This window comes from Citrobacter sp. C5_2 (genome assembly GCF_014596845.2).
GTDB classification, from domain to species: Bacteria; Pseudomonadota; Gammaproteobacteria; order Enterobacterales; family Enterobacteriaceae; genus Citrobacter; species Citrobacter werkmanii.
Map to the genome: position 1 here is coordinate 4,225,713 of NZ_CP115032.1, position 19,962 is coordinate 4,245,674.

Here is a 19,962-nt window from a genome sequence, read left to right on the forward strand (position 1 = left end):
TCTTAGTTCATGCGATGCAAAAGGCATCACCACAATTACGCCCGGGCAGCCCGGCTCACTTCATTTGCAACGCGTTCGGTGGCATCCGGTATGGATGCGGCGCGCGCACGTTCTGCCATGGTTAATAAAGTTTCTCGCGACCACCCGGCAAGGGTGCTGGCGACGGCATCCACAGTAAACTGTGGTTGCTCTAAAATTTTGGCGGCGCCCGCTTTTTCCAGCGGCAACGCATTCCAGTACTGCTGTCTGTCTTTGTGCTGGAACGGCACAAACAGCGCAGGTAAGCCTGCGGCGGCAATCTCACTCACCGTCAGCGCGCCGGAACGGCACACTACAACATCCGCCCATGCATAAGCGGCGGCCATATCATCAATAAACTCAGTGACCTTATGCTGCGGTTGTCCGACCTCGGCATAAGCGTGTTCAACGGTTTGTTGCGCACCTTTACCGCTCTGGTGCCAGATAGTCACCGCCTCGCCAAGCTTTGCGGCAACCTGCGGCATCGTCTGGTTGAGAACGCGCGCGCCCTGAGAACCACCGACCACCAGCACACGAACCGGGCCTTCACGTCCAGCCAGACGCGCTTCGGGTAATGGCAGCGCCAGCACGTCCGTGCGTACCGGGTTCCCGACCACTTCCGCATTCGGGAAAGCACCGGGGAAAGCCTGCATAACCTTCGTTGCAATCTTTGCCAGCCATTTATTGGTTAATCCCGCAATGCCGTTCTGCTCATGCAGTACGACCGGAATACCTAATGACCATGCGGCCAAGCCGCCAGGACCTGACACGTAACCGCCCATACCGAGCACCACATCAGGCTTGAATTGCTTCATGATGGCGCGCGCCTGACGCCAGGCGTTAAAAATACGCACGGGTGCGGCAAGCAGTGCGTTAACGCCTTTGCCACGCAGACCGGAGATGCGAATAAAGTCAATTTCAATGCCATGCTTCGGCACTAAGTCCGCTTCCATACGATCGGCGGTGCCCAGCCAACGAACTTGCCAGCCCTGGGCCATTAAATGATGCGCGACCGCCAGTCCCGGGAACACATGCCCGCCGGTACCGCCTGCCATCACCATTAACCGCTTCGGTTGACCACTCATCGTGCACCTCGTGTAAACGCCTGGGCTTTTTCCAGACGCGTTTCATAATCAATACGTAACAAAAACATGATGGCCGTCGACATTATCAACAAACTGGAACCACCATAACTAATAAGCGGCAGCGTCAGGCCTTTGGTTGGCAGCATACCTGCCGCCGCGCCGACGTTTACTAACGCCTGGAAGCTAAACCAGATCCCGATGGAGCAGGCTAAAAAGCCTGAAAAACGGTGGTCAATTTCCAGCGCTTTACGGCCAATCGACATCGCGCGAAAAGCGACGAAGAATACCATTAAAAGTGCCAATACCACACCGATATAACCCAGTTCTTCCCCAATGATGGCGAAGATGAAGTCGGTGTGCGCTTCCGGTAAATACTCCAGTTTTTGGACTGAGTTGCCTAACCCTTGCCCCCAAACCTCACCACGGCCAAACGCCATTAGCGATTGCGTCAACTGGTATCCGCTGCCGAACGGATCTTCCCATGGATTCCAGAAAGAGGTTACGCGACGAATACGATACGGTTCGGCAAGGATCAGCAGCACGACCGCCGATATCCCCATGCCGATAATCGCAATGAACTGCCACAATTTAGCCCCGGCAAGAAACAGCATCGCCAGCGTGGTGACAAACAGCACCACTACCGTACCGAGGTCAGGCTGCGCCAGCAGTAATACGGCCAGCACCAGGATCACGCCCATCGGTTTCAGGAAGCCGCGCAGGTTGTTTCGCACTTCATCCACCTTGCGTACCAGGTAGTTGGCGAGATAACAGAACAGCGACAGCTTGGTAAATTCCGCAGGCTGAATACGCAGCGGCCCCAGAGCAATCCAGCGCGATGCCCCGTTAACGGAGCTCCCCACCACCAACACGATCAGCAGCATGATGATCGAGGCGATGAGCATCGTAGTGCTGTACTTCTGCCAGAACGCCATCGGCAAACGCAGCGTGACCATCGCCAAACAGAACGCCAGGAAGATGTACAGCGCGTCACGTTTAGCAAACAGGAAGGGGTCGCCCGCCAGACGTTGTCCTACCGGCATTGATGCCGATGTCACCATGATGAAACCAATTGCCGCCAGACCAAAGGTCAGCCACAGCAGCATGCGGTCATACATGATCAGGCTGTCCGCGTCTTTATCGCGCGAAGCCATCACCCAGCCTTTGAGTGCCGCGAAGATCCACGCCAGGACACCCAGTCCCGGTAAGCGCGGCATTCTCAGGCGAGGGAGAGATAAACGCATCAACCCAACTCCTTCGCCAGACGCGTAAAGACGTCACCGCGTTGCTCAAAGTTCTTGAACTGATCGAGGCTGGCACACGCTGGCGACAGCAGCACCATATCACCCGGCTTCACGCGCGGCGCGAGCAGACGCATTGCCTGCTCCATGGTTTCGGTTTGTTCGGCAACCTCAGGTCGCAGCACCGCAAGCTGCGCGCCATCACGGCCAAAGCAGTACAGACGGATATTGTCGCCGGTGAGGTAACGTTGCAGCGGCATAAAGTCAGCGGATTTCCCGTCGCCGCCCAGCAGCAGGTGCAGCGTACCGTCAACATGCAGGCCATTGAGCGCCGCTTCGGTACTGCCGACGTTGGTCGCTTTTGAATCGTTGATCCAACGCACACCGTTATGATTCAGTACCAACTGGAAACGATGCGCCAGTCCGGTAAAGGTGGTCAGCGCTTTCAGGCTTGACGCCCGCGGCAGACCCGCTGCATCAGCCAGCGCCAGCGCTGCCAGAGCGTTGGTATAGTTATGCTGGCCGCTAAGCGTCATCTCTTTCACGTTGAGAACTTTTTCACCCTTCACCCGCAGCCAGGTTTCGCCCTGCTGACGATTAAGGTGATAGTCCCCCATGTTGACACCGAAGCTCACACAACGCTCATCTGCGCCACGAACCGGCATGGTCAGCGCATCATCCGCATTGACCACGCAGACTTTCGCATTCTCATAAACGCGCAGTTTGGCCGCACGATACTGCTGCAAGCCAAACGGATACCTGTCCATATGATCTTCGGTGACATTCAAAATGGTGGCGGCTACGGCCTGTAAGCTGGAGGTCGTTTCAAGCTGGAAGCTGGATAGCTCAAGCACATATAGCTCACGCTCGGCGTCCAGTAACATCAGTGCTGGCAGGCCAATGTTACCGCCTACGCCGACGTTAACGCCTGCCGCTTTTGCCATTTCGCCAACCAGCGTCGTAACCGTGCTCTTACCGTTAGAGCCGGTGATCGCGACGATCGGCGCCTGTGCTTCGCGACAAAACAGCTCGATGTCACCGACAATTTCAATCCCCGCATCGGCGGCGGCGCTCAGTGAAGGGTGCGCCAGGGCAATACCAGGGCTGGCGACGATGAGATCGGCGTCCAGCAGCCAGTCATCATTCAGGCTGCCAACATGACGCTCAACCGCTTCCGGTAATTTATCCAGGCCCGGCGGCGTCGCGCGGGTATCCATCACGCGCGGCGTCACGCCACGCGCCAGGAAGAAATCCACGCAGGACAGCCCGGTCAAACCCAGACCGATAATGACGACTTTTTTACCCTGGTAATCAGCCATGATTAACGTACCTTCAGCGTTGCCAGGCCAATCAGCACCAGCATCAGCGAAATAATCCAGAAGCGCACAATCACGCGCGGTTCCGGCCAGCCTTTCAGTTCATAGTGGTGGTGAATCGGCGCCATACGGAAGATGCGCTGTCCGCGCAGCTTAAAGGAACCGACCTGCAGAATGACCGACAGCGTTTCTACGACGAATACGCCGCCCATGATCACCAGCAGGAACTCCTGACGCAGCAGCACGGCAATAATGCCCAGCGCGCCGCCCAGCGCCAGCGATCCGACGTCGCCCATAAAGACCTGCGCCGGATAGGTGTTAAACCACAGGAAGCCTAACCCCGCGCCGACAATCGCCGTACAGACGATCACCAGTTCACCGGCATGGCGTAAATACGGAATGTGCAGATAGTTAGCGAAGTTCATGTTCCCGGTCGCCCATGCCACCAGCGCAAAACCCGCAGCCACGAACACGGTCGGCATAATCGCCAGGCCATCCAGACCATCGGTGAGATTGACCGCGTTACCGGTACCCACAATGACGAAGTACGCCAGCAGGACGTAGAACAGTCCCAGTTGCGGCATCACGTCTTTAAAGAACGGCACGACCAGTTCGGTCGCCGGGGTATCTTTCCCCGCCAGGTACAGCGCAAAGGCTACGCCCAGCGCAATCACCGACATCCAAAAATATTTCCAGCGCGCGATCAGACCTTTAGTGTCTTTGCGTACCACTTTGCGGTAGTCATCGACAAAACCAATAATCCCGTAACCGACCAATACCACCAGCACGCACCAGACGTATGGGTTCGACGGGTATGCCCACAGGAGCACGGAGATAACAATCGCGGTGAGGATCATGATCCCGCCCATGGTCGGCGTACCGCGTTTACTAAAGTGTGATTCCGGGCCGTCGTTACGTACGACCTGTCCAAAGGACATTTTTTGCAGGCGGGCGATCATGCGCGGGCCCATCCACAAAGAGATGAACAGCGCGGTCAACAGGCTGACGATGGCGCGAAACGTCAGATAGGAAAAGACGTTAAAGCCGGAATAATATTTGACCAAATGTTCGGCCAGCCAAACTAACATGTCCCATTCTCCTGTAATGCGCGTACTACCTCTTCCATGGCGGCACTACGTGAACCCTTCACTAAAATCGTCATGATCTGATGTTCCGCAATCAGCGCCTTGAGATGCGCGACCAGCGCGGTTTTATCCGCAAAATGCTCGCCAACGCCGCTGGCGTCGCTAATTGCCTGACTCAGTTTCCCTGTACTCAGTACACGGTCGATGCCCGCGTTTTTCGCAGCAACACCTACCTGTACGTGACATGCTTCGCTTTCCGCGCCAAGCTCTGCCATATCGCCCACCACCAGCACGCGGTAGCCCGGCATTTCGGACAGCACCTGTACCGCTGCGGTCATCGAGCCGACGTTAGCATTGTAGGAGTCGTCCAGCAGCAGCTGATTTTCTGCCAGTTGAATCGGGAACAGACGCCCCGGTACCGCTTGCAGATCCTTCAGGCCCGCTTTGATCGCCTCAGGCGTCGCGCCTACCGCCATAGAGAGCGCAGCCGCCGCCAGGGCGTTGGCAATGTTGTGACGACCCGGCAACGGCAGCAGAACATCAATGCTTCCGGTTGGCGTGCGCAGCGAAAACTCCGTACCGTGCGAGGTCACGTGAACGTTAGCCGCCGAAAAATCGCTGTTGGCCGCATTCGGGGAGAAGCGCCAGACTTTGCGATCGCCAATGACGCTCTGCCAGTTCAGCCAGTCGTTGTTATCAGCGTTCATGATGGCGATGCCATTCGCTGACAGCCCGCCAAAAATCTCACCTTTAGCCTTCGCAACGCCCGCCAGAGAGCCGAAACCCTCCAGATGCGCGGCAGCAAGATTGTTCACCAGCGCCGCTTCCGGACGCGTCAGGCCAACGGTCCAGGCGATTTCGCCCTGATGATTGGCGCCGAGCTCGATCACGGCATAGTCGTAATCGTTGTTTAAGCGCAGCAACGTCATCGGTACACCGATGTCGTTGTTCAGATTGCCCGCGGTGTATAGGGTGTTGCCACACTGGCTCAGAATGGATGCCGTCATCTCTTTAACAGACGTTTTGCCGGATGAGCCGGTTAGCGCGACCACGCGCGCCGGAACCTGGGCGCGAACCCACGCTGCCAGTTCGCCGAACGCCAGACGGGTGTCTTTTACAATAACCTGCGGTAAATCAATATTGAGTGGACGGCTGACTAACAGCGCGCCTGCTCCCCCATCTTTCGCCTTGTCAGCAAAATCGTGGGCATCAAAGCGTTCGCCTTTCAGCGCCACAAACAGGCAGCCCGGCGTCACTTTACGCGTATCGGTTGTCACTGCATCGAGGGTCAGGTCGCCCCCTTTTAGTTCGCCACGGAGGATCTCCGCCAGTTGGCTGAGCGTTACGCTAATCATGCGATCACCCCCAACAGACGCGCTGCCGTGACGCGGTCAGAATAGTCGAGACGCTGTGAACCAACGATCTGGTAGTCTTCGTGCCCTTTCCCGGCCACCAGCACCACGTCGTTTTCTTTCGCCTGCATGATGGCGTTAGTCACTGCTTCGGCGCGACCTTCCATCACCTTCGCCTGTCCGGCATCCAGCATCCCCGCCAGAATGTCGTTGATGATGGCGCGCGGCTCTTCGGTACGCGGGTTGTCATCAGTCACCACGACCACATCAGCAAATTGTTCGGCAATCGCGCCCATCAGCGGACGTTTGCCTTTGTCACGATCGCCACCGCAGCCAAAGACGCACCACAGTTTGCCGGTACAGTGCAGACGCGCCGCCTGCAGCGCTTTTTCCAGCGCATCCGGCGTATGGGCATAATCAACCACCACGGTGGTTTTGCCCGGCGCGCTGAATACTTCCATGCGCCCGCAAACCGGTTGCAATTGTGTCGCTGTTTTTAGTAAATCAGCTAACGGATACCCCAGCGCCAGCAGCGTTGCCAGCGCCAGCAGCAGATTGCTGACGTTAAACGCGCCCATCAGGCGGCTTTCAATTTCGCCCTCCCCCCATGAGGAGGTAAAGCGAATCGTTGCCCCGCTGTCGTGATACTTCACCTCAACGGCTTTTAACCAACGACCATGACAGTTCGGGTTGATGTGGTCTTCCATCGAAACGGCCACCGCATCCGGAAGTTTGGCCAGCCAGCGACGACCGACCTCATCATCCGCATTGACGATGGCCTGACCGCAATGGTGCGTAGAGTACAGCAGCCATTTCGCGGCTTCGTAATGTTCCATGTCACCGTGGTAGTCGAGATGGTCACGGCTTAAGTTAGTAAACACTGATGCGGCAAACTTCAGCGCCGCGACGCGATGCTGAACCAGACCGTGGGAAGAGACCTCCATCGCGCCAACCGTGGCGCCCTGTGCAACCAGCCCCGCCAGTACATGCTGGACATCAACGGCTGAACCGGTGGTATTTTCTGTCGGGATCACTTTGCCCAACAGACCATTGCCAACGGTTCCCATCACCGCGCTGGTTTCACCCAGCAGTTGGCTCCACTGCGCCAGCAATTGAGTAGTGGTCGTTTTACCGTTGGTCCCGGTCACGCCAACCAGACGCATTTTTTCAGAAGGCTCGTGGTAAAAACGGCCCGCCAGTGCAGATAAACGCTCATTAAGCTGGCTGAGATAGATAACCGGAACGCCGTGCATTTCACGAATTTCACCATCAGTCGCTTCATCTTTTGCTTCTGCAATAATGGCAGCCACACCTTGCGCTATCGCCTGCGGGATATACCGACGCCCGTCCGCCTGATGACCCAATACTGCGACAAAGAGATCGCCCGATGCAGCCACACGGCTGTCGAGCGTCATCTCCCGCAGTGCTCGCTCCGGTGCACCCGGCACCCATGGAGCAAGAAGGTCGCGCAAATTACGATCTGCCACCTGTTGCCTCGCCTTGATTATTCACAAATTCACTTTTATCGCCCGTTGCCAGCGCATCCGGTTCGATGTTCATGGTGCGCAGTACGCCGCCCATGATGGCACCGAAGACCGGCGCGGAAACGGCGCCACCGTAGTATTTACCCGCCTGCGGATCGTTGATAACAACAACCAGCGCGAAGCGCGGCTGACTCGCAGGCGCAACGCCTGCGGTATAAGCAATGTATTTGTTGATGTAGCGACCATCCGGCCCTACTTTTTTCGCCGTACCGGTTTTGATGGCGATGCGATAGCCTTTAATCGCCGCCTTCACGCCGCCGCCTCCGGGCAGCGCTACGCTTTCCATCATGTGCACCACGGTACGAACGGTCGCTTCCGGGAAAATACGCTCGCCCGGAACAGGAGGGTCAACTTTGGTAATCGACAGCGGGCGATAAACGCCATAGCTGCCGATCGTTGCATAGACTCGCGCTAACTGTAACGGGGTTACCATTAGCCCATAGCCGAAAGAGAAGGTGGCCCTCTCTATGTCAGACCACCGTTGTTTTTGAGGATATAAGCCACTGCGTTCTCCGACCAACCCCAAATTGGTCGCTTTTCCCAGCCCAAAACGTGAGTAAGTATCTACTAACGCTGAGGACGGCATCGCTAACGCCAGCTTAGAAACACCGACGTTACTCGACTTCTGCAAAACCCCGGTAAGGGTCAATTCGCTATAACGCGCCACGTCTTTGATTTCGTGACCATTAATTCGGTAAGGAATCGTATTGAGTACGGTATTTTCGCGTACCACTCCACGCTGCAGCGCCGTCATTACCACCATTGGTTTGACGGTAGAACCCGGTTCAAACACGTCGGTAATGGTACGGTTACGCATGACATCTTTTTGCGTACCGGAGAGATTATTGGGGTTGTAGGACGGGCTGTTTGCCATCGCCAGCACTTCACCGGTGTTGACATCCACCAGCACGGCGCTGCCGGATTCCGCTTTGTTGAACGCGACGGCATTATTCAGTTCACGGTAGACCAGCGCCTGTAAACGCTCATCAATGCTCAGCGCAAGGTTGTGCGCCGCCTGGCTGTCGGTAGAGGAGATATCTTCAATTACGCGGCCATAGCGGTCTTTACGTACGATACGTTCGCCCGGCTGTCCGGTGAGCCACTTATCGAAGCTCTTCTCAACGCCTTCAATCCCCTGGCTATCAACGTTAGTAAAGCCAATGAGGTGAGCGGTCACTTCTCCGGAAGGATAGTAACGACGGGATTCTTCACGCAGGTGAATACCTGGCAGCTTGAGTTTTTTGATGTAGTCGGCCATGTCAGGGTTAACCTGACGCGCCAGATAGATAAAGCGCCCTTTCGGGTTGGCGTTAATACGGGAAGCCAGCTGGTCGAGCGGGAGATTAAGCGCGGTCGACAGCGCTCTCCAGCGTTCACCAACGCTCACGCCGCCTGCGTCATGCACCTCTTTCGGGTCGGCCCAAATCGCCTTCACCGGAACACTCACCGCCAGCGGACGGCCCGAACGGTCGGTAATCATCCCGCGCGATGTAGAGACTTCCTGTACGCGCAGGGAGCGCATGTCGCCCTGACGCACCAGCATATCCGGCGCGATGATTTGCAGCCAGGCGACGCGTCCCAGCAGGAAACCCAGTGCCAGCAAAATACAGCCGCACAGTAACGCAAAACGCCAACTGACAAAGTTGGCTTGTTCTTCCTGGCGTTTTGGTTTGTGCGTTTTTGCCGCTGCTTTCATGCGTCGCGTTTATCCTTATTTTTGTACTACAATATTTTCTTGTGAGGGATCAACATGCTGCATTTGCAGCTTTTCCGTTGCGATCCGTTCAACACGGCTATGGTCGCCGAGCGCGTTCTCCTCAAGGATCAAGTTGCGCCATTCGATATCCAACGCATCTCGCTCCAGAACCAACTGCTCACGCTGCGCGGTCAGTAACCGCGTATGGTGGGCTGTTGTCACGACGGTAACCGCCGTCAAAATAATGCAAATGAACAGGCAGAGTGGCAGCTTCCCATACCGCAAAAGATCGTCACCGATCACGCCAGGCAAGGCATGGCGCTCGTTGCTTCCTATCGATCCTTTAACTTTGCTAAGGGCTTCTGTCACTCTGCTGATCATGCGTTCGTCCTCTCTGCAATACGCAGAACTGAACTACGGGCACGAGGATTTTCAGCTACCTCTTCTTCACCCGGCATCATCTTGCCTAGTGCTCTTAACTCACGGCCGCCCAGCTTTTTGATCTGCGCTTCCGTCATCGGTATTCCAGCCGGAACCTGAGGACCACGGCTTTGTTCGCGCATAAAGCGTTTCACAATACGGTCTTCAAGCGAATGGAAACTGATAATCGAAAGGCGACCACCTGGTGCCAGCACGCTGAGCGAGCTTTTTAGCGCCTGCTCTATCTCCTCCAGTTCACTGTTCACCCAGATGCGCACCGCCTGGAAGGTACGGGTCGCGGGATGTTTGAATTTGTCTTTCACCGGCATTGCCGCCGCAATCACTTCCGCCAGCTCTTTGGTGCGGGTCATCGGTTCGATGCGATTGCGCTCGACGATGGCGCGAGCAATGCGTTTACCAAAGCGCTCCTCGCCAAAGGTTTTAATCACCCAGGCAATGTCCGCTTCATCGGCGGTTTGCAGCCATTCGGCTGCGGACTGACCGCGTGTTGGATCCATACGCATATCCAACGGACCGTCACGCATAAACGAGAAACCGCGCTCCGCGTCATCAAGCTGCGGTGAAGAAACGCCAAGATCGAGAAGAATCCCGTCGATCTTACCGGTAAGTCCGCGCTCGGCGACATAGTCAGCCAGCGCAGAGAAAGGTCCATGAACGATGGAGAAACGGGGATCGGTAATCGTCTGTGCAACGGCAATAGCCTGCGGATCGCGATCGATAGCCAGTAAACGTCCCTCTTCGCCAAGCTGGGAAAGGATCAGACGTGAATGACCACCGCGACCAAATGTCCCGTCAATGTAGATGCCGTCTGGACGAATATTCAGGCCGTTGACGGCCTCATCCAGCAACACCGTTGTATGTTTATAATTTTCCATCATTTTATAGAGACAAATCCTGCAATCGTTCCGACAGCGCGCCGGTAACAGACTGCTCAGCGTCGATATCTTCCTTGACCTGTTGATACCAGGTCGTTTCATCCCACAGCTCAAACTTATTGAACTGCCCAACCAGCATCACTTCTTTCGTTAGCCCCGCGTGTTGCCGCAGAATCGGCGCTATCAATAATCGGCCAGCGCTATCCATCTGACATTCGCTGGCATGCCCCAACAACAGGCGCTGTACGCGACGCTCAACTGGATTCATGCTCGACAGACGCGATAACTTCTGCTCGATAATTTCCCATTCAGGCAGGGGGTACAGCAGCAGGCACGGGTGATGGATGTCAATGGTGCAAACCATTTGACCGGTAGCGCACTCGAGCAGTTGATCCCGATAACGGGTGGGCACCGATAAGCGCCCTTTACTGTCGAGATTAACTAACGTTGCTCCCCGGAACATGCCAGTCTCACCCCCGATTACCACTTTATCCCACAAAATCCCACTTAAAGGAGTTTACGGAGCGGAGGAAAACCTTGTCAAGCAAGTCACGGCGCTAAGCGGAGCAAAAAACACATTGTTTACAGCTAATATCAGCGTTGAACAAATTCCGTACAGCAAACGAAGCAAATTAACGTCATGAATATTTGTAAGAAAAAAATCCAACAACTCATGATTGTTTAAAACAACCGAATATCATCAAAAGAAAATATAAAGTGTCAGTTTGCGACGCGAGCGGCATTTTAGGACAATATGCAGCGAGATAACAGTACCAGTTAATCAGTCTGTATGCCGTGCAGGAGCGAGGTAAGCGTAAGGTTGTCGCTATAGGGCAGCAAAGTGTTTGTTAATTCGGCAAACCCTACAAGCATGTAACAAAATAATACAACCGTAACGCATCTTTACGCTTCAATAACCCAAAAATGGAGAGTTGCATTTTTAATTCGGCATAATTCAAGAATCAATTTCAGATAATTCTAAAGAATATTCTTAATTATAATGAGGTTATTTCTGAGAATAGAATATTTGATGACGTCAGAGGCTTATCCCGTTGACGTCACCAAATGAGGCAACTTAGTTACGGCTCAGAATACCGCGACGGTACAGATTACGCCGTATACGCGTTAACCCAGGTTTGGGTTTACGCGGCTCATCCAGACTTGCCAGCACAATCTCCAGCACACGTTCAGCTACATCGCGATGGCGTTGCGCCACTGCGAGCACCGGACACTGCAGGAAGTCGAGCAGTTCGTGATCGCCAAAAGTCGCTATCGCCAAATCAGACGGCAACTGCCCATCGCGACGCAGGGTCACATCCATCACCCCCTGCAACAGAGCAAACGACGTGGTAAACAGCGCCTGAGGCATGGGATGCGTTTCCAGCCATTTATCAAAGAGCTGCGCGGCCGCTTCCCGCTCATAGCTGTTGGCGTAAAGGAAATGAACGTCACGCGGATCGTCTTTCCACGCGGTACGGAAGCCCTGCTCACGCAGGAAGCTGACGGATAATTCAGGCAGCGCGCCCAGATAAAGTACGGTTTCTGCAGGGAATTTACGTAACTCCTGCGCCAGCATTTCCGCATCATCCTGGTCCGCGCCCACGACGCTGGTGAAATGTTCGCGATCCAGCGCACGGTCCAGCGCCACAATCGGGAATGAACTGTTTGCCCAGCGCTGATAGAACGGATGTTCTGGCGGCAAGGAAGTCGACACAATGATGGCATCAACCTGGCGTTGTAAAAGATGCTCAATACAGCGCATTTCGTTATCAGGCTGATCTTCAGAGCAGGCAATCAACAGTTGATACCCGCGCTGACGCGCCTGGCGCTCCAGATAGTTTGCAATCCGGGTATAGCTTGTGTTCTCAAGATCCGGGATCACCAGTCCGATAGAGCGTGTGCGTCCAGCACGCAGCCCGGCCGCCACGGCATTCGGGTGGTAATTATGCTCACGCACCACCGCCATGACTTTTTCAACCGTTTTGTCGCTTACGCGATATTGCTTTGCTTTGCCATTAATAACGTAGCTTGCAGTCGTTCGCGAAACGCCGGCCAACCGAGCGATTTCATCCAGTTTCACAATTGCCCCTTGCGTAAAATGTACAAACCATAACCTTTGTGATGGCATGGGTTAAGTTTCTTAACATCTAAGCGCAGAATAATGACTGCGGCAACCGCTTTTGTCTCTGGTTACTGCTGATTTCGCAAAAAAAAGCGCAACAGATAGCATCAGCGAAAACCCTCCATGCCGGATAAGGCGTTTACACCGTCATCCGGCATGGCCTCCGCGATGATGCCTGAGGGCGCTGTGCTTATCAGGCCTACAGTCGACTATTAGCGCATGATTTTATCGCCGCGAGAAAGCCCCACCACGCCAGAACGGGCTACCTCTACAATTTTGGCGACTTCACGTAATGTTGCCAGGAACGCATCCAGCTTATCACTGGTGCCCGCCAACTGTACGGTGTAGATGGACGGTGTGACGTCGATGATTTGCCCGCGGAAAATCTCCGTGTTGCGTTTCACCTCCTCCCGACCATAGCCGCTGGCCTGGATTTTCACCAACATGATCTCGCGTTCAACATGGGCGCCCTGCCCCAGTTCGCTCACGCGCAGAACATCCACCAGTTTATGTAGCTGCTTTTCGATCTGCTCCAGGACTTTCTCATCCCCTACCGTTTGAATCGTCATTCGCGATAAGGTTGGATCGTCAGTGGGCGCGACGGTCAGGCTTTCAATATTGTATCCACGCTGGGCGAAAAGGCCTATCACACGCGACAAGGCACCCGACTCGTTTTCCAGCAATACCGATAATATCCGGCGCATAATCAGGTCCTCTCCGTTTTGCTTAACCACATTTCATCCATACCGCCCCCACGAATCTGCATCGGGTAGACATGCTCGCTGCCATCAACGGTGACATCGACAAACACCAGACGACGGTTGCGCACATGCTCCAGCGCTTCACTCAGTTTGCTTTCCAGTTCTTCAGGATGGTTAATCTGGATACCAATATGCCCATAAGCCTCGGCAAGGCGCACAAAATCGGGCAGCGACTGCATATAAGATTGTGAATGACGTCCAGAGTAGATCATGTCCTGCCATTGTTTGACCATGCCGAGATAGCGGTTGTTCAGGTTGAGCACCAGTACCGGCAGCTCGTACTGCAGCGCCGTCGACAGTTCCTGGATGTTCATCTGAATGCTGCCATCCCCGGTCACGCACACCACCGTTTCCTCAGGCAATGCCATTTTTACGCCTAGCGCCGCAGGTAAACCAAATCCCATGGTGCCGAGGCCGCCAGAGTTAATCCAACGGCGTGGTTTATCGAACGGGTAGTAGAGTGCGGCAAACATCTGATGCTGACCCACGTCAGAAGTCACATACGCATCCCCTTTCGTCAGACGCCAGATGGTTTCAATCACCGCCTGTGGCTTAATGCTTTCACTTTGCGTGTCATATTTCAGGCACTGACGGGCGCGCCAGTGTTCAATCTGTTGCCACCAGTCACGGTTATCATCCAGCGGCTGCTGAGATTTTTCCTGCTCCAGCAGTTCGAGCATCTGATCAAGTACCAGACGAGCATCGCCGACAATCGGAATATCCGCAGTGACGGTTTTCGAAATAGAGGTCGGATCGATGTCGATATGCAGCACGGTCGCATTTGGACAATATTTTGCCAGATTATTGGTTGTTCGATCGTCAAAGCGCACGCCGACGGCAAAGATCACATCGGAATGATGCATGGTCATGTTTGCTTCGTAAGTTCCATGCATGCCCAGCATTCCCAACGCCTGGCGATGTGTTGCCGGAAACGCGCCTAACCCCATCAGCGAGGAAACAACAGGCAGGTTAAGAGCTTCAGCGATCTGGCACAACTGCTCATGGCAGGCGGCATTAACGGCGCCACCACCCACGTACACAACCGGTTTTTTAGCCGCGACTAACGTCTGCAGAGCGCGTTTTATCTGCCCTTTATGTCCGGTAGTCGTCGGATTATACGAACGCATACTCACCGACTCCGGCCAGCTGTAAGGCAGTTTCCTGGCGGGATTCAGAATATCCTTCGGCAAATCGACCACGACAGGCCCCGGACGACCGCTTGCCGCCAACCAGAAGGCCTTTTTTAGCACCTGTGGGATGTCTTCTGTTTGTTTGACCAGGAAACTGTGCTTCACCACCGGGCGGGATATGCCCACCATGTCGCACTCCTGGAAGGCATCGTAGCCAATCAGCGACGTTGCGACCTGCCCGGAGAGGATCACCAGCGGAATGGAATCCATGTAAGCCGTTGCAATCCCGGTAATCGCGTTGGTAGCGCCGGGGCCTGAAGTGACTAATACGACGCCCACCTCCCCCGTGGCGCGCGCAAGGCCATCAGCCATGTGTACCGCGGCCTGCTCATGACGAACCAGCACATGATCAATACCACCGACCGTATGCAACGCATCATAAATATCGAGGACGGCCCCCCCGGGATAACCGAATACCTGCTTTACACCCTGATCGATGAGCGATCGGACGACCATCTCGGCTCCAGACAACATCTCCATGGCTTGCCTCACTCTTATAATGAATAACGGTTTAACAACACATTAACCGCTGACGATGACGCATGGCAATTGACTCCGCTGGAGTAGCCTCAGAGCAAATAAGAATAAAACGGAGGAAAGCGTCGATTTAATGGAGAATTAAACCAGGATAAGTAAATGATATGATAAATAATCGCTTAAAAAGGGGGACTTACAGCTATTACTCTATTTTTTTACACTGTTAGCTAATCCTGGAAAGTGGATTTCAGCATAAAATTTTACATATAAATAAAAAAGCAGAACAAACCAGAAGCATTATCCGGCTTGTTCTGCTGAATGCTATTGCTTACAGATGGAGACTAACAGCTCTTCCATCCATTGATGTCCTTTATCCCGGCCTGCAGCTTCATGCCAGGAAAGATAACATGTACGGCTGTTCAATTTTAAAGGTAAAGGTAATATCTGAAGTTCTAAAGAATCAGCGAACTCTTCTGCCAACCAACGTGGCGCAATAGCGACCAGATGCGTTTGCGACACAATATTAAGAACGCTAATTAATGCCATGCCCTGGTAAGCGACGCAGGATTGTTTATCCGGCGTGTCATACCACGGCTGACTGAAAGATGCGAAGCGATCCAGCGAAACCACCGCGTGTTGCTCATTATAAACATCGTTTTCCAATAATGGACCACTAATGCGCGGATGCTTTTTGCTTACCACTAATACCATTTCATCATTGAATAACGGAATACTTGAGAATTCTGGACGACGGAATTCTTCATAGCTAATAACAAACTCTGTTTCCTGATAACGCAGCTGATGCTCGGTATTTTGATTAAGTGAAGATTTAAATATGACATTAATGTTTGGCGCGACCTGTTCAACCCGATTATAAATCAACGATGTCAGGATATTATCTAATGGGCTGCATACGCAGAGATTGAAAACACGTTCACTGCTGGCTGGTTCAAAACCCGATCCAGGCAGTTCGTTTTGCACTAATTGCAATGCCTGACGAATGGAACCAAATAGCTGGAAAGCTCTTGCTGTCGGCTGGATCCCCCGACCATAACGAACAAAAAGCTCATCATTAAACATGACCTTGAGGCGCGCTACCGCATTACTGACCGCTGGTTGCGACATCCCCAGGGTATGCGCAGCGCGGGTAATATTCTGTTCCTGCATCACCGCATCAAAAACGGTTAAAAGATTAAGGTCAACCATGCGAAGTTGCGGTTTTCCTGGCTCTAAAAGATTGGGTTTATCTATTATTTTTACTTCTGGCATAGTTAACTCCACTGTCACTCTAAACTCCCTTTTCCCAGACGGAGTAAAGAAATAACCTCCGCTAATATGATTTACCATGCATATAAAATAAGAAAAAGGAAAAACATTAAAATTAGGAAAACATAAAGGTACAAACCTAAATGAACAAAACAGCAATGCGAGCGCAGTGTGGCAGAGGTCACTGCACGATGATTCATATGTTTAAATTTCAAAAACAATATAACCATAAGCGTGGCGAATATACAATCATACACATCATGAATGTATATTTAAGTTTTAATTAAATGTTTATATTATTAATACATTAAAAGTTAACATTAATTTATCAATCATGTCCTTCCGCTGTGCCCCGATCTATTCAGTATTGCTATAAAAACAGACAAATCATAAAGATATAAAATCTTAATCGCGCCATCGACTTCAACGAACCGTTACAATAAATGCGAATAAATATGCTTAAATATGTCAAACCATGAAAATTATGTACAAGCATCAGCAGATTAATTTTATATACGCCAACAAATTCAGCACAATTCGCTTAAGTTTTGCCTAAACTTTTATCTGCTACAGGGGCATTTACAAGGGATGGGGTTGACATCGGAGTTCATATCCAGTACCACTAAAAGCATATCGCATTCGCCTGGAGCTTAATTGATGACTTACATTGCTCGTTTCAACGGTCTACTACTACTAAACGCATCTTCGTTGCGCGGTAGACTGGTGGACGACATTCAGCATTAAGTCAGCTCCAGTTAAGACAGAAACCCGCGCCGTTGCGCGGGTTTTTTTATGCTCGAAGCAAGGCGCCCTAAAGACCAAGGACCTAAACCATGAGCCAGCAAGTCATTATTTTCGATACCACCTTACGCGACGGAGAACAGGCGTTACAGGCAAGCCTGAGTGTGAAAGAAAAACTGCAGATTGCGCTGGCCCTTGAGCGTATGGGCGTTGACGTGATGGAAGTGGGTTTCCCGGTCTCTTCACCAGGTGACTTTGAATCAGTACAGACCATTGCTCGTCAGGTTAAGAACAGCCGTGTTTGCGCCTTAGCGCGCTGCGTTGAAAAAGATATTGATGTTGCAGCTGAATCCCTGAAGGTCGCTGAAGCTTTCCGCATTCATACGTTTATCGCCACCTCGCCGATGCATATCGCGACCAAATTGCGCAGTACGCTGGATGAGGTGATCGAGCGGGCTATCTATATGGTTAAGCGTGCGCGTAATTACACGGATGACGTGGAATTCTCCTGCGAAGATGCTGGCCGTACCCCTATCGCAGACCTGGCTCGCGTGGTCGAAGCCGCCATTAACGCCGGTGCCAAAACCATCAATATTCCCGATACCGTCGGCTACACCATGCCTTTCGAATTTGGCGCAATCATTTCCGGTCTGTACGAACGCGTACCGAATATCGATAAAGCCATCATCTCCGTACACACCCATGATGATTTAGGCCTGGGCGTCGGCAACGCGCTGGCTGCCGTTCACGCCGGAGCGCGCCAGGTGGAAGGCGCAATGAACGGTATCGGCGAACGCGCTGGTAACTGCTCCCTGGAAGAAGTGATCATGGCGATCAAAGTGCGCAAAGATATCCTGAACGTACAGACCCGCATTAATCATCAGGAGATCTGGCGTACCAGCCAGTTAGTGAGCCAAATCTGTAACATGCCCATTCCGGCTAACAAAGCGATTGTCGGTAGCGGCGCCTTTGCTCACTCCTCCGGCATTCATCAGGACGGCGTACTGAAAAATCGTGAAAACTACGAAATCATGACGCCTGAATCCATCGGCCTGAATCAGGTACAGTTGAACCTGACCTCCCGTTCCGGACGCGCCGCGGTGAAACACCGCATGGATGAGATGGGCTATAAAGAGAGTGAATATAATCTGGACAACCTGTACGACGCTTTCCTGAAGCTGGCGGATAAAAAAGGTCAGGTATTTGATTACGACCTGGAAGCGCTGGCCTTTATTAACAAACAGCAGGAAGAGCCAGAACATTTCCGTCTGGATTACTTCAGCGTGCAATCCGGCTCAAATGACATTGCTACTGCCTCCGTCAAGCTGGCCTGCGGTGAAGACGTCAAAGCCGAAGCGGCGAACGGTAACGGCCCGGTTGATGCCATTTATCAGGCCATCAACCGCGTGACGGAATACAACGTCGAACTGGTGAAATACAGCCTGACCGCCAAAGGGCACGGTAAAGATGCGCTGGGTCAGGTGGATATCGTCGCCAACTATAACGGTCGCCGCTTCCACGGCGTCGGTCTGGCAACGGATATTGTCGAGTCTTCCGCCAAAGCGATGGTCCATGTGCTGAACAATATCTGGCGCGCCGAAGAAGTCGAAAAAGAATTGCAACGCAAAGCTCAGAACAACGAGAACAACAAGGAAACCGTGTGATGTCGAAGAATTACCATATTGCTGTTTTGCCGGGTGACGGTATTGGCCCGGAAGTGATGGCGCAAGCCTTGAAAGTACTGGACGCAATTCGCCACCGTTTTAACATGCGCATTACCACCAGCCACTACGACGTGGGTGGCGCCGCCATTGATAACCACGGTCAGCCGCTGCCGCCGGCTACGGTTGAAGGCTGTGAGCAAGCTGACGCCATTCTGTTTGGCTCCGTTGGCGGTCCGAAATGGGAAAACCTGCCGCCAAACCAGCAGCCTGAACGCGGTGCGCTGCTGCCATTGCGTAAGCACTTCAAATTATTCAGCAACCTGCGTCCGGCAAAGCTGTACCAGGGGCTGGAAGCGTTTTGTCCTCTGCGCGCCGATATCGCCGCTCACGGTTTCGACATCCTGTGCGTGCGTGAACTGACCGGCGGGATCTACTTCGGTCAGCCAAAAGGCCGCGAAGGCAGCGGGCAACATGAAAAAGCATTTGATACCGAGGTATATCACCGTTTCGAGATCGAACGTATTGCCCGTATCGCGTTTGAGTCAGCTCGCCAGCGTCGCCGTAAAGTGACGTCGATTGATAAAGCTAACGTGCTGCAAACCTCTATTCTGTGGCGCGAAATCGTCAATGAAATTGCCAATGAATATCCGGACGTTGAACTGGCGCATATGTACATCGACAACGCGACAATGCAGTTGATCAAAGATCCTTCCCAGTTCGACGTCCTGCTGTGCTCCAACCTGTTTGGCGACATTCTGTCTGACGAGTGCGCCATGATCACCGGTTCAATGGGGATGTTGCCATCCGCCAGCCTGAACGAGCAGGGTTTTGGTCTGTACGAGCCTGCTGGCGGCTCCGCCCCGGATATCGCCGGGAAAAACATTGCTAACCCTATCGCCCAGATCCTGTCGCTGGCGCTGCTGCTGCGCTACAGCCTGGATGCCAACGATGCGGCAACCGCAATTGAGAGCGCCATTAACCGCGCATTAGAAGAAGGCATTCGCACTGGTGATTTGGCCCGTGGCGCTGCCGCAGTCGGTACCGATGAAATGGGCGACATCATTGCCCGTTACGTCGCAGAAGGGGTGTAA

General features: G+C 53.3%; 17 protein-coding genes. 3 read left to right on the forward strand and 14 right to left on the reverse strand.

What is annotated here, in order from left to right:
• Nucleotides 1-35: 35 nt before the first annotated feature.
• From murG to leuO, 14 genes are all read right to left on the reverse strand, one after another.
• Nucleotides 36-1,103 carry an undecaprenyldiphospho-muramoylpentapeptide beta-N-acetylglucosaminyltransferase gene (murG, locus tag ICA20_RS20605; protein ID WP_038637216.1) on the reverse strand — a complete coding sequence of 356 codons (1,068 nt, stop codon included), beginning with the start codon at nucleotides 1,101-1,103 and terminating at the stop codon, nucleotides 36-38.
• Nucleotides 1,100-2,344: a cell division protein FtsW gene (gene ftsW, locus ICA20_RS20610; protein WP_038637214.1), complete on the reverse strand. Its 1,245-nt coding sequence runs from the start codon at nucleotides 2,342-2,344 to the stop codon at nucleotides 1,100-1,102. Before ftsW ends, murG begins: the two co-directional genes overlap by 4 nt.
• Nucleotides 2,344-3,660, reverse strand: coding sequence for a UDP-N-acetylmuramoyl-L-alanine--D-glutamate ligase (murD, locus tag ICA20_RS20615; RefSeq protein ID WP_038637211.1), 1,317 nt, complete (start codon nucleotides 3,658-3,660; stop codon nucleotides 2,344-2,346). Before murD ends, ftsW begins: the two co-directional genes overlap by 1 nt.
• Nucleotides 3,661-3,662: 2 nt before the next feature.
• Nucleotides 3,663-4,745 (reverse strand): phospho-N-acetylmuramoyl-pentapeptide-transferase, encoded by a 1,083-nt coding sequence (gene mraY / locus ICA20_RS20620; RefSeq protein ID WP_016151694.1) that lies wholly within the window; start codon nucleotides 4,743-4,745, stop codon nucleotides 3,663-3,665.
• A complete protein-coding gene (gene murF / locus ICA20_RS20625) occupies nucleotides 4,739-6,097 on the reverse strand; it encodes a UDP-N-acetylmuramoyl-tripeptide--D-alanyl-D-alanine ligase (protein ID WP_038637208.1) in 1,359 nt (452 codons plus the stop codon). Before murF ends, mraY begins: the two co-directional genes overlap by 7 nt.
• Complete coding sequence (gene murE / locus ICA20_RS20630) at nucleotides 6,094-7,581, reverse strand: UDP-N-acetylmuramoyl-L-alanyl-D-glutamate--2,6-diaminopimelate ligase (RefSeq protein ID WP_038637205.1); 1,488 nt, start codon at nucleotides 7,579-7,581, stop codon at nucleotides 6,094-6,096. Before murE ends, murF begins: the two co-directional genes overlap by 4 nt.
• Nucleotides 7,568-9,334, reverse strand: a complete 1,767-nt coding sequence (gene ftsI, locus ICA20_RS20635; RefSeq protein WP_038637202.1) for a peptidoglycan glycosyltransferase FtsI — start codon at nucleotides 9,332-9,334, stop codon at nucleotides 7,568-7,570. The genes murE and ftsI overlap by 14 nt, the downstream gene beginning before the upstream one ends.
• Before the next feature lie 15 nt (nucleotides 9,335-9,349).
• Entirely contained in the window at nucleotides 9,350-9,715 is a 366-nt protein-coding gene (gene ftsL, locus ICA20_RS20640) for a cell division protein FtsL (protein ID WP_006686695.1), read from the reverse strand.
• Complete coding sequence (rsmH, locus tag ICA20_RS20645) at nucleotides 9,712-10,653, reverse strand: 16S rRNA (cytosine(1402)-N(4))-methyltransferase RsmH (protein ID WP_042312345.1); 942 nt, start codon at nucleotides 10,651-10,653, stop codon at nucleotides 9,712-9,714. The genes ftsL and rsmH overlap by 4 nt, the downstream gene beginning before the upstream one ends.
• A 1-nt stretch (nucleotide 10,654) precedes the next feature.
• Nucleotides 10,655-11,113 (reverse strand): division/cell wall cluster transcriptional repressor MraZ, encoded by a 459-nt coding sequence (mraZ, locus tag ICA20_RS20650; protein ID WP_038637194.1) that lies wholly within the window; start codon nucleotides 11,111-11,113, stop codon nucleotides 10,655-10,657.
• 612 nt (nucleotides 11,114-11,725) lie between these two features.
• A complete protein-coding gene (gene cra, locus ICA20_RS20655) occupies nucleotides 11,726-12,730 on the reverse strand; it encodes a catabolite repressor/activator (RefSeq protein ID WP_038637189.1) in 1,005 nt (334 codons plus the stop codon).
• Between the two features lie 254 nt (nucleotides 12,731-12,984).
• Complete coding sequence (gene ilvN, locus ICA20_RS20660; protein ID WP_003829566.1) at nucleotides 12,985-13,476, reverse strand: acetolactate synthase small subunit; 492 nt, start codon at nucleotides 13,474-13,476, stop codon at nucleotides 12,985-12,987.
• Between the two features lie 2 nt (nucleotides 13,477-13,478).
• On the reverse strand, nucleotides 13,479-15,203 hold the full coding sequence (gene ilvI, locus ICA20_RS20665; protein WP_071888094.1) for an acetolactate synthase 3 large subunit: 1,725 nt from the start codon (nucleotides 15,201-15,203) through the stop codon (nucleotides 13,479-13,481).
• A gap of 318 nt (nucleotides 15,204-15,521) precedes the next feature.
• Complete coding sequence (leuO, locus tag ICA20_RS20670) at nucleotides 15,522-16,469, reverse strand: transcriptional regulator LeuO (protein ID WP_038637183.1); 948 nt, start codon at nucleotides 16,467-16,469, stop codon at nucleotides 15,522-15,524.
• Between the two features lie 654 nt (nucleotides 16,470-17,123).
• On the opposite strand from leuO, the gene leuL reads away from it, so the two are divergent.
• The 3 genes from leuL to leuB all read left to right on the forward strand — a co-directional run bounded on the left by leuL (nucleotide 17,124) and on the right by leuB (nucleotide 19,962).
• Nucleotides 17,124-17,210 (forward strand): leu operon leader peptide, encoded by an 87-nt coding sequence (leuL, locus tag ICA20_RS20675; RefSeq protein ID WP_048998978.1) that lies wholly within the window; start codon nucleotides 17,124-17,126, stop codon nucleotides 17,208-17,210.
• Between the two features lie 89 nt (nucleotides 17,211-17,299).
• Complete coding sequence (gene leuA, locus ICA20_RS20680) at nucleotides 17,300-18,871, forward strand: 2-isopropylmalate synthase (protein ID WP_038637181.1); 1,572 nt, start codon at nucleotides 17,300-17,302, stop codon at nucleotides 18,869-18,871.
• Nucleotides 18,871-19,962, forward strand: a complete 1,092-nt coding sequence (leuB, locus tag ICA20_RS20685; RefSeq protein ID WP_038637178.1) for a 3-isopropylmalate dehydrogenase — start codon at nucleotides 18,871-18,873, stop codon at nucleotides 19,960-19,962. Before leuA ends, leuB begins: the two co-directional genes overlap by 1 nt.